Raw genomic sequence first — 9,867 nt, 5'->3', positions numbered from 1 at the left:
CTCCTATCGCTTTTTATGTGTTAGGCGTTCCCGCTCCCGTGCATCTTCCCTTTCTACTTCATTCACGCTTTTAATCCAGCGGAAAAGTGCGGAAAGTGTAAGCTGCATAAAGAACGGTATAGGCGTGTTAGAAGCCCTTGCCAGTCTGTAAGCCTGTTTTCTGATAAAATTTCCGGGGCTGCTTACTTTTAATAGCCCGATTCTATTAAAAAACTTCTTGCCTGATTCTTGATTTTCATATAGTCCTTGATTTTTAGCCGCCTGATTTCATCAGCCCCAACGCCTGCTGCACGGGCGGCAAGCATGGTCTGGAATACAGACGACACTTCCGGGGTCAAAACGTATTTGTTCTGATCCTGCAATTCCTCTTCAATCGCTTCTACATCTTCCCCGCATAACCTGTCAAAATAGAAGGTAAGTTCTGTAAATTTCTTTCCTCCGATTTCTACAGGTTCAGAAAATTTGTGCGTATAATTTGCGCTTTTCTCTTTTTCTTTCTTTTTCCCGTCCATGCTGACAATTCCTGTCTTTTTAGCTTCCTTCATTTCCTCTGCAAAGTCCTCCTGCGGCTCCTGATTGATTGTTTTGTTTTCTTCCATTTGCTTTTCCTCCTTAAACTTTTGTATCAAAAAAGCAACCTTCACGGCTGCTTTTTATTTTGATTATTTCGTTGTCAGGGCTTTTTCTACATCCCACCCCAATTTATTTATCCTTTCATACAACACACTTCTTTTTATCCCTGTTTTCTCTGACCACTCTGTTATTGTTTTCCTTTCTCCTTTGTAGGTTAAATAATGATTATAGCGTGTGTTACTGCTTTGTTGTTTCCTTGTTGCCCATCGACAATTTTCTGGTTCATAACCTTTGTTATTGTCCTTTCTGTCAATCGTCAGATTTTCTTTATATCCGTTCATTTCTGCCCACTTTTCAAACGCTTCAAAACTCTCTTTCCATTCTTTACAAACCGTGATTCCACGCCCACCGTAATATTTATAGTCTTTAATATTCTTGTTTGTGGTTCTCTGAATCATTTGATTCCATATTTTATAAAGCCTTGTACCCGTTTTGCCATGCGTTTTAGTTCTTTCAATCGACAATTCTATTGCTTTGCAACCGCAACTCCCGTTCATATTCATTTTTATACTTTGCGGCAGTATATCCATATATTTCAAGCGTCTGTTCATCTGTTAATTTTTGAAGCATACCTTTGTAAATGGCGTTCTTTACCATTTCTTCTACCTGATATTGTTCGCTTTTACTAAGTGCTTTGAAACACTGAAAATACAAACGTACTCCCTCTGGTTCGTTTTCCTTTTCTTCCCTCCGTCTAAATTCAATTATTTTTCCCATCTGGTATTCTCCTTTCAAAAACCTGTTGAAAGAATTACCTAACCGTGATAGAATGGTTCATGGAAGGTAACTTCTGTTAAAAACAGTCGTTTGTACTTTGGTCGGTGCTACGGCTGTTTTTTATTTCTTGATTTCAGACTTCAATCTATGTATCCCTCTTCTAATCCCTTCTGTTTTTGCTATGTTTTCTTGATTGCAATACTTTTCAAGTATTTCTTGTGTTTCATCATCAAGCCGCACATGAATAGGGTTAGATTTTGGATTTTCTGATTTTGGTCTGCCCGTTCTAGGACTCATGCTATCACCTCACTTTTTGTAGCCCCATAAATAATATAATTCATGTAGCCCAAAAAGTCAAGCAATATTTTGAAGTATTTTATTATTTCCCCAACGCACGTTTGACAGATGCTAAATAGTCGGTTCCATTGATATAATAGACAAAGTTCAGCTGGTCAATTTCAACTACCTTCTTTCCGTCCAGATAAAGCGTATATGACGATACCGCATATTCTCCGCTTGCGTCCGCTGCGGAAGCCGCCGCAAGTTTTCCGGGCGCAAATTTTTTTGGTGTAACCTTCATAACGTGCTTTGCCGCAACCGTTTCAATTTTGCCCGTCTGCGTGTTCCTTACCTGCTGCGCCGCCCGCAGGTCAATGTTATGTATTCTCGGTTCTGCCAGCCGAATTGCCGCTTTCGTGACTGTTCGGAAATTCAGCGTCAGTGTCATTGCTTCGATATGTCCCAACACTACCGCTTCAACATTCCCGGCAATCCCCGCCCCTGTAATCTCTTCCGCAAGGTTCGACACTTCTGGCAGCGTCGCTTCTGACATTCCTAAATACTCAACTGCGTCCTCATAAACGGAAAAATTTATAATAAGTTCATCAACTTTCGCCATTGTTTAGCCCTCCTTCCTTACACTGCCAGCAGGCTTGACAGATAGGAAATATCATATTCAAGCACATATTCCATAAGCCGCAAAGGTGAAGGTGGCGTAATGTAGATATGGAATTTTGCCTTTCCTGACATTAACGCTGTCAAGCTGTTTTCCTCTTCCCGCAGTTCTACACGCCCGCCCACAATCTTTTCATCTGCCGTCAGTGCCGCCAGCCAGTCGTTGATACCCTGCAAGATTGCGTCTATCAGCCGCCGTGTCAATTTTCGGTCAATGTGTGACCAGTAAGAAAGCGTGACTGTTTTTGCAACCCATTTGAACATACGGGAAATGCAATAGAAATAGTCAACCGGGTCTGTATTCGCCGGGAAACAAGCCGTATAATCTCCCCAACTCACAAAACCGTTAATAAAGTTCAGCCCCGTAATAACCCCGTTGTCATTCAGGAAATTCGCTTTCTGCACGTCAAGCACGACTTCTTCACCGTTTGCCAATACCATGCTGTCAGCCTGCAAGCTCTTGTTTGAAGCACTTTCGCAGGGGGTCCCGTCGCCCAGTGAACCGTCGTTGTCCGTCCGTGCCATCAATCCTGCCTGCTGCGTCGAAAAATTGAAAACCCTGTCACCCAGTTTCAACTTCGGGAAGCATACTAATTCATTCGGCTTCATGAAGTTTTTTGACTGTTTCCATGCCGGAACCTCCGTGTAATACGTCGCCCCGCCCTCTGCCCTTGTGTCTACGTCCAGAAGTGCGTCCGCTTCAAAAAGCCCGTTGATATTTTCGCCTTTTGCTGACATCACCGCTGCCACCTCCGGGTCATGTGACCAATTCGGACACAAAATCAGGTCAGGAACAATCCTGTATTTCGGGAAGCAATCGTCAATCAGTTCAAGCCCTGTCGTCTTATGTGTCGCTATGCTGTAACCGCCGATAATATCAGCTTTTGTCACCTTCGACGGGTCAACCTCCGTACATGATACCGTCATTTCCCCTGTCGTGTCCTCCACAAACTCAACAATGCAGGCTGTGTCATTGTAGAACACTTCAAAGTCTGTGCCTTTTTCCTTCCCTTCAATCTCTACGCTTTCCGCAAGCGTTTCAAGCGGAAGCGCAATCTGGTTTTCCGCAACTTCATATTTCTTCCCGCTCACTTCCTTTTTGTGCTTCGACGGGTCCAGAATGTTCACGAAAAACGCCGGGGACTGCTGATATAAAACAAACTGCGTGTAGACTGCTTCTGAAAGCCCGTACCCCTCCCAGTTGTCGGAATATCCCAATGCTTTCACGGCTTCTTCATAGTCATTCGCCATGATAACGTCGTTCACCTTCCCGCCTACCATATGCGCCGGGGCAGCTCCTACCACAAACGGAATCCCCGTTGCTACGACTGTAGGGCTTCCGACGCTTGTTTGCTGCTTTTTCGTGTCAATTCCATGTGTAATATCAGCCATCTTTTACTCCTCCTTCCTCTCATTTGCGGCAATGGAAGAAACAATATCCGTGTAATATTTGTTCAGAATGTTTCCTGCCGTTGCTGCCCTGTCCTTTTTCTCTGCCAGCTTTTCAACCGGGACAAGCATTTTCCCCACAAGCGGGTACTTCTCCAGAACCGCTGCAAGCTCTTTGTCTATTTCCTCCCTTGTCCCTATCAGGATTTTATTTGTTTTCAGAAGTCCGGCAGGCAGCGACGGTCCTATATATGCAAGCGTCACTGTTTCCCTTCCTTCTTTTTTCCCTCCTGTGGCTTCGTTATTTGCCCCAGAATCGGTTTTTTTGTCGTTCGTGGTATTATTTACCGTCTTTCCCTTTTCTGCCGCTCCTGCGGCTTCTGTGGCGTTCTTCTTTACTGCCATATGTCCGTTACCTCCCTTTCCATTGTGGGCATTGACCAGTTAGTTACCATTTCGCCCAAATAATAGGGCTGTGTGCTGTCCGGGTACACGATATATTCAAGCGGATATTGCAGCACGAACCGTTCACCGACGACCCCGGCTTTTTCCAGTTCGCTCCTGATACGCAAAAGCACATTCAGCACATCAAAAGAACCTTCGCCGCCGTCCTCTGAATACGTTGCAACCACTATCCGTATTTTGCAGTCGCTTTCCTGCGGCTCCCCGTTCTCCTTGTCGTCCTTCCCGGTCAGGAATTGAAGAAGGATATACGGGACTTTTTCTGTCTGGTCTTCTTTTTTGGGAAGACGCATTTTGTAAACGTCTGCCGCCCGTTCCTTCACTTCCTGCGGGTTTAGGTTCCTTACCTTCACTTGCAGTTTAATGTCTGCGGTTTTCTCTTTCACAAACTCTTCCAGGCACTCTAACAAATTTATAGCAGTCATTCCTTTAACCTCCGTAACCGTTCAAAATGCGTTCAATCTCATGTTCCAGCCGTTCGTTTACTACCGTCTGCGCTTCTTCCTCCAGCGTCTGCATTATGTTTTCATTTTCTACCATCTGCGCCGTTGAAAGTCCCATAAGCTCTTGAACGGGAAAACGCTTTGATGTTTCACGTTCAAAAACTCCCGTTCCATATTTCAAATTTGCAATGAACGCTTCTTCAAACTGTGTCCCGCCGCCTTTCTTGACTGTTGCTTTTACCCGTCTTCCTACTCCGGGGGCTTTTGGTGTTACCTGAAATTTATATAGTGGTATCTTGCAGCCTGCAAAAGTTACAACGCCAGCTAAATTGCTTGTGCTTGCTTTGCTTACCTGCGTATTTGCCGCCGCTGTAAATGCGCTGCTCTGCACGGTATACACTTCTTTCACCCGTTTTTTTGCCCCGGTCTTTACCCGTGACAATCCCCGGTTTATTGCGTTTGACAGCGCACGTTCCGCACCTTTCGGAACTCCTGCCAGAATACGCTCCACCCGTTCTATCGCTTCCGCTGATACTTCAATCATTCTGTATACGCCCCCAGTTCAAGCACGATTTCCCCGGCTTCATAGCTGCTTTTTTCAATCGTGTAAAGGCTTACCGCTCCGGCTTCCTCTATTTCGATTTCACGCCCTTTTTTCGGCACAATGCCCATATCTACATGGGATATATAAAGCATTGCTTCCGCTCTATATATCCCCTCTGCATTATCGCCGCCCGGCTTCTGCCTGTCTGTCCCTGTCAGGTGGTCAAGCACGGCGGGGACTTCGTATTGCTTCCCGTCGTACCATATGCACATCATTTCCGCAAACTCTCCGGGGTTATGGAATGTTTTCAGGTCTTTTATTATCTGCGCTTTGAAGTCCATTATATTACCTTCGCCACAAACCAACTGTCTACGTCATGCGGCACGGACAGCGGGGCAGAAGACAACTGCAAGAACCTTCTTGCGGGCTTTCTCTTTACCCATGTGTCAGGCACATATTTTCCCTCTACCGTGTGGAACTCCTTTGTATTTTCATCAATCAAAGTTATTGCGCCGTAATACATGGAATAATTTGCATTGCTGCTGATAAGCACAAGTTCACCTTCCGGGACAAGCGGTTTTTCCGTCGCTTTCTTCGGGTCCTGGTCCGTCCAGTCGTCAAGATACCATTCGTTGTATGTGTAAATGTCAAGCCCTAATTCGTGAATAGTCCCGATATAGGTTACACCGTTCGGAAGCTGCCTGGGCTGAATGACTGCAAGGTGGTAGTTTCTCACGTCCAGCAGGTTCTTCACCTTGTCGTGGTTTACAAATACCGTTGCAACATCATCTGACATAATGCACATATCGCAATTTGTGAACCCTGTCTGCTGCACTTTTTTGTGCCACCGCTTCAAGTCCGCTATCGGGTCAGAATCCTTCCCAGTCCACTTCTTTGCCGCCGTCGTGATTTCCTCCCGGTTCGTAAACTTGAAGTCAATCATTTCATTCAGCCCTTCCCCGATAATCGGGATTTTCCCCATAAAGATAGACTGTACACACATCAGCTCTTCCCGGCGTGTAATCATTTCCCGCAGCTCCACAAAATCACTTGACATTTTCAGAACTGCACGTTCCGCAGGTGTCCTTCCTGAAACAATGCTTTCCCCCGGCTGCCGCTTTAACAGATTGTCAACCGTTGTAATTTTATCGGGCGCAACTAAAGGCGGTTTATAGCTCTTTGTTTCGTACCCGGTATTTGCCACGGTTTTCCCGCCGATAAGCCTGTGTACATACGGCGCAACCTTGCGGGAACCCTTTACAAAGTCCACGTCAACCTCTTCTGTCACAAAAGTTTCTTCATGCTTGAAGAAAGTGCTTCTGAAAAACGTATGCACCGGGGGCATTTTGGAAACTACCCGCCCCATTGTCCGTGGGTCATAAATGCTTACTGTTTCATTTGCCATCTTCTTATCCTCCCTTTTTTATCCTAATTTCCGCAGGAAAATTGACATTTTCCGCAGGGGTCTTTTTATGTCCTCTACTGTTACGCCGTCCGGCAGGTTCAATGCTTCCTGAAAAAATTCCCCTGTTATGTAATATACAACGGGTTCGTCTGCTGCTGCCGCCGCTGCTGTAATTCCCATAACATTCGCCGCCGTTTCTGCCGTCACCGCAACAATCTTTCCTTTTGTGTCTTCCGCTACGGGCATATGTTCTGCAAGCTCACCGCCTGCCGTCCCGCTTTCGGTCAGCGTCTGGAAGTCGCCTGCAAAAAAGTTTTTTGCTTCACACGTCCTTGTTTCAATTTCATACATTCCCATTGTCGTCCCTCCCTTTATTTCACGTCGGGAAACAAGCGGTCAATCGCTTCATTGAAGAGGTCTTTCCCTTCGCTTCCCTTCTCGCTTGCGCCTGCGCCTACGTCGGAAACGTGGCTGTCTGTTACGTCTTCTTCCCTGTTTTGCAGGTATGCGCCGCCCTGTTTCTTTTGTTCCATTACAATCTGCAACGCCATTTCCCCGGCAGAAATAGGGTTCACAAACTTTGCGTCATGCACAATGCTTTCAAACCCTCCCACCGCTGCGTCTTCCAGTGCCTTGATACGGTTTCTTTCCTCTTTCCGGGCGTTGTCTTCTATTGCTGCCGTCAAGTCGGGATATGCCGCTTTCAACGCTTCAATCGTTGTGATTGTGTCTTTCGGTTCCATCTTTTTTTCCTCCTTTTTGGGTTTATTTTCCGGCTGTCTGCCGTTTTGCAAACCTCCCGGCGTTGCTGCCGGGCTGTTTAACAACATTTTAGGAACGGTCTTGAAAGTCCCCATGTCAATCGGTACAGAATTGACAATAATTCTTCCTGCGTTTTCAATGACCGTCTGGGCTTCCTCAAACATTAGTTCATCACAAAAACCGTTTTCCACTGCTTCGTCGCCCGTCCACCATGTTTCATCTGACATAAAGCCGGATATTTCATCAGCCGTCTTTCCCGTTTTTACAGAATAGGCGTTAATGATTGATTGTTTTATCACTTTCAATTCCTGCGCCATCTTTTCAAAGTCTTCTGCTCTGAACGTGTCCCAGACTGTCATTGCCGGGTCGTGTATCATGAAAACGCCGTTTCTCGGTATCTTGATTGTGTCGCCTGCCATTGCGATAATCGTGGCAGCGGAAGCCGCCCACCCGTCAACTTTTACCGTGATTTTTGCGTCATGGTCCTTTAGCCGTGTATATATTGCGTTTGCTGCGAACACATCACCGCCAGGGCTGTTGATACGCACTATTATTTCCGGCACGTCTTCCCCTAATGCCGCAAGCTCCCTGTTAAACTGTGCGGGCGTTACCCGGTCTTCCCACCAGCTCTGCTGGCTGCTGATAGTTCCGTACAGAAGCAATTCAGGCGGCTTTGTCGCCGTCCCCGGTACGAAGTCCCAGAATTTATTCTGTGTCACTCCGAACGGGTTTTTCTCCCTGCTGCCCGTCGCTGTCCTGCTGTTCGTCTGACTCTCCGGGCTTTGTCCCGTTGTCGTCCTGCCGTTCGTCTGGCTCTCCGGGCTTTGTCCCGTTCCCCTGCTGCCCGGCTGCGCTTCCGGGTTTTTGTTCCCCTGCATTGACAATTTTCTTTACCTCCTTTAGCTTCTTTTCTTCCTGCTTTAGCTGTTCGCAGTTACTATAAAAGTCACCACCAGCCATCTCCATTGTTTCTGCGCTGCGGGTAGAAAATCCGTTTTCAACCCTTGTTACCGCTGCCCCTACCTCCTGAACCGGGTTCAGAAGCCCCCGTGCGGGTCCGTTCCACTGTGCTTTGCAGTACGCTTTTCGGCGCAACGGGTCTGTGAAGAATCCGGGGGCATTTATCCTTCCTTTTGCTACCGCTTCCGCAAGCCATTCTTCATATACGGGCTGGCAAAAGTCGTTTGCCATCCATGCCCGGTACATTTTAAACATTTTCCACGCTTCCTCTAACGCTCCCCGGCTTGCAGAATAGGAACTTGTAAAATGCTTTAAAAGCAATTCATACGGGATTTCAAGTGCTGCGCCTATCTGTCGGCAGATAGCTTCCACAAAACCGTTGAAATTTTTGTTCGGTCTTCCGGGGTTTATGTCGTGCGCCTTTTCCCCTTCTGCAAGGTCAAGTATTGCGCCGGGTCCCAGTTCAAGGCTGTTTTCGTCATCTTCGTCAATCAGGTCTTCTTCCGCTATGCCGGACCCTACAGGTTCCCCGTCTTCATTCGATTCTTTTTCGATAAAGACAGTAAAAAGCCCTGATATAACCGCCGCTATCAATTCAGCGTCCGTATACCGTCCTAGCTGCTTTAAGGCTTCTATGACCGGGGCAAGGAAGGGAACGCCCCGCCGCTGGTCTATCCTTTCCCGGCACATTAAATGCAGCACATTCTTTCTTCCCGTCTTTTTCCCGTATGCTTCTACCCGCTGCCACTCCATGCGCTCATTCGCATATGATAACGGGTGGTGTTTTGAAAAGTGATACGCTACAACTTCCCCGTCAGCGTCTACTTCAACACCCCCTACAATCTGATTGTCGAACGTATCATAATTATTCGGGCTTGAAAGGCGGTCAGCTTCCACAAGCTGCACCCGTAAATCATAGGGCTGGTTTATCCGCTTTTTCGTCGGTAGCAATACAAGCGTGTCCCCAGAAGCAAGCCAATTCAGAAACGCTAATTGCTGCAACTCATAAAAATTGTCAATCCTTGCCATATCGCAATCCGGGCTTTCAGCCCACAACGCCCATTCCCTTGTTATCTCCTTTTCTAACTGCTGCGCCTGCGTTGCCGTTATCTTTAATACTTCTGCGTCTACCGTTGGTTTTAACATCAGCCCACGCCCTACAACATTTGTTCGCATTGTCTTCACAGCTCCTGTCGCAATCGGTACGCCCATGTATAAATCACGGGAACGCTGCCGCAGTATAGAAAGATTGTCGTTTATGTCTTCACGGGCAGAACCCCCAGCATAATTCCACCCGATTAAGGACTTTTTTGTTGTGTTTGCGCCGTAATTGCTGTAACCGCTGTTTAAAATCTGCATTTTCTGTCTTGCAGCGGTTCTTTTCAGTGCCGTTTGCGGCGCAATCGTGGCAATTACGCTGTCTATTGCCCTTGCTATCCCGTTCAATCCTTCACCTTCTCCCGTTTTATGGCATGAAAAAAGCACTGTTTCCAGTGCTTTCTTGCTGTTTTTTTCAATCTTACCAGTTTATATAATATCAGCTTTTTCCGGGCAAAAAAAGGAAATAAAACGGCATTTCGGGCAATCGGGGGAAATTG

General features: G+C 46.7%; 14 protein-coding genes. All 14 read right to left on the bottom strand.

What is annotated here, in order from left to right; all coding sequences use genetic code 11:
• Positions 1-188: 188 nt before the first annotated feature.
• A complete protein-coding gene (locus AC6I3O_RS05690; protein ID WP_497850047.1) occupies positions 189-599 on the bottom strand; it encodes a phage tail assembly protein in 411 nt (136 codons plus the stop codon).
• A gap of 63 nt (positions 600-662) precedes the next feature.
• Entirely contained in the window at positions 663-1,097 is a 435-nt protein-coding gene (locus AC6I3O_RS05685; protein WP_497850046.1) for a hypothetical protein, read from the bottom strand.
• The gene (locus AC6I3O_RS05680; RefSeq protein ID WP_497850045.1) at positions 1,087-1,350 is read right to left on the bottom strand and encodes a hypothetical protein; all 264 of its coding nucleotides are present in this window, start codon (positions 1,348-1,350) and stop codon (positions 1,087-1,089) included. Before AC6I3O_RS05680 ends, AC6I3O_RS05685 begins: the two co-directional genes overlap by 11 nt.
• A gap of 120 nt (positions 1,351-1,470) precedes the next feature.
• Positions 1,471-1,647 (bottom strand): ribbon-helix-helix domain-containing protein, encoded by a 177-nt coding sequence (locus tag AC6I3O_RS05675; RefSeq protein ID WP_497850044.1) that lies wholly within the window; start codon positions 1,645-1,647, stop codon positions 1,471-1,473.
• An 82-nt stretch (positions 1,648-1,729) separates the two neighbouring features.
• Positions 1,730-2,248 (bottom strand): phage major tail tube protein, encoded by a 519-nt coding sequence (locus AC6I3O_RS05670; protein ID WP_160227323.1) that lies wholly within the window; start codon positions 2,246-2,248, stop codon positions 1,730-1,732.
• Positions 2,249-2,265: 17 nt separating this feature from the next.
• Complete coding sequence (locus AC6I3O_RS05665; RefSeq protein ID WP_497850043.1) at positions 2,266-3,696, bottom strand: phage tail sheath family protein; 1,431 nt, start codon at positions 3,694-3,696, stop codon at positions 2,266-2,268.
• A gap of 3 nt (positions 3,697-3,699) precedes the next feature.
• Positions 3,700-4,098, bottom strand: coding sequence for a hypothetical protein (locus AC6I3O_RS05660; RefSeq protein WP_004069491.1), 399 nt, complete (start codon positions 4,096-4,098; stop codon positions 3,700-3,702).
• A complete protein-coding gene (locus AC6I3O_RS05655; protein WP_497850042.1) occupies positions 4,089-4,580 on the bottom strand; it encodes a hypothetical protein in 492 nt (163 codons plus the stop codon). Before AC6I3O_RS05655 ends, AC6I3O_RS05660 begins: the two co-directional genes overlap by 10 nt.
• 4 nt (positions 4,581-4,584) lie before the next feature.
• Positions 4,585-5,142, bottom strand: a complete 558-nt coding sequence (locus AC6I3O_RS05650) for a phage tail protein (protein ID WP_497850041.1) — start codon at positions 5,140-5,142, stop codon at positions 4,585-4,587.
• Complete coding sequence (locus AC6I3O_RS05645) at positions 5,139-5,483, bottom strand: hypothetical protein (RefSeq protein ID WP_497850040.1); 345 nt, start codon at positions 5,481-5,483, stop codon at positions 5,139-5,141. The genes AC6I3O_RS05650 and AC6I3O_RS05645 overlap by 4 nt, the downstream gene beginning before the upstream one ends.
• Positions 5,483-6,547 carry a major capsid protein gene (locus AC6I3O_RS05640; protein WP_497850039.1) on the bottom strand — a complete coding sequence of 355 codons (1,065 nt, stop codon included), beginning with the start codon at positions 6,545-6,547 and terminating at the stop codon, positions 5,483-5,485. The genes AC6I3O_RS05645 and AC6I3O_RS05640 overlap by 1 nt, the downstream gene beginning before the upstream one ends.
• An 18-nt stretch (positions 6,548-6,565) precedes the next feature.
• Positions 6,566-6,904, bottom strand: a complete 339-nt coding sequence (locus tag AC6I3O_RS05635; protein ID WP_497850038.1) for a hypothetical protein — start codon at positions 6,902-6,904, stop codon at positions 6,566-6,568.
• A gap of 14 nt (positions 6,905-6,918) precedes the next feature.
• A complete protein-coding gene (locus AC6I3O_RS05630; protein WP_497853426.1) occupies positions 6,919-8,028 on the bottom strand; it encodes a head maturation protease, ClpP-related in 1,110 nt (369 codons plus the stop codon).
• Positions 8,015-9,715, bottom strand: a complete 1,701-nt coding sequence (locus AC6I3O_RS05625) for a phage portal protein (protein ID WP_497850037.1) — start codon at positions 9,713-9,715, stop codon at positions 8,015-8,017. Before AC6I3O_RS05625 ends, AC6I3O_RS05630 begins: the two co-directional genes overlap by 14 nt.
• Between the last annotated feature and the right edge of the window lie 152 nt (positions 9,716-9,867).

The organism is Sporofaciens sp. St.21A7, assembly GCF_059728535.1.
This window is presented reverse-complemented; position numbering and strand designations above follow the sequence as displayed.

Coding starts and splice junctions, on each gene's coding strand:
- AC6I3O_RS05690 (WP_497850047.1), bottom strand. CDS start 599: ATGGAAGAAAACAAAACAATCAATCAGGAGCCGCAGGAGGACTTTGCA.
- AC6I3O_RS05680 (WP_497850045.1), bottom strand. CDS start 1,350: ATGGGAAAAATAATTGAATTTAGACGGAGGGAAGAAAAGGAAAACGAA.
- AC6I3O_RS05675 (WP_497850044.1), bottom strand. CDS start 1,647: ATGAGTCCTAGAACGGGCAGACCAAAATCAGAAAATCCAAAATCTAAC.
- AC6I3O_RS05670 (WP_160227323.1), bottom strand. CDS start 2,248: ATGGCGAAAGTTGATGAACTTATTATAAATTTTTCCGTTTATGAGGAC.
- AC6I3O_RS05665 (WP_497850043.1), bottom strand. CDS start 3,696: ATGGCTGATATTACACATGGAATTGACACGAAAAAGCAGCAAACAAGC.
- AC6I3O_RS05660 (WP_004069491.1), bottom strand. CDS start 4,098: ATGGCAGTAAAGAAGAACGCCACAGAAGCCGCAGGAGCGGCAGAAAAG.
- AC6I3O_RS05655 (WP_497850042.1), bottom strand. CDS start 4,580: ATGACTGCTATAAATTTGTTAGAGTGCCTGGAAGAGTTTGTGAAAGAG.
- AC6I3O_RS05650 (WP_497850041.1), bottom strand. CDS start 5,142: ATGATTGAAGTATCAGCGGAAGCGATAGAACGGGTGGAGCGTATTCTG.
- AC6I3O_RS05645 (WP_497850040.1), bottom strand. CDS start 5,483: ATGGACTTCAAAGCGCAGATAATAAAAGACCTGAAAACATTCCATAAC.
- AC6I3O_RS05640 (WP_497850039.1), bottom strand. CDS start 6,547: ATGGCAAATGAAACAGTAAGCATTTATGACCCACGGACAATGGGGCGG.
- AC6I3O_RS05635 (WP_497850038.1), bottom strand. CDS start 6,904: ATGGGAATGTATGAAATTGAAACAAGGACGTGTGAAGCAAAAAACTTT.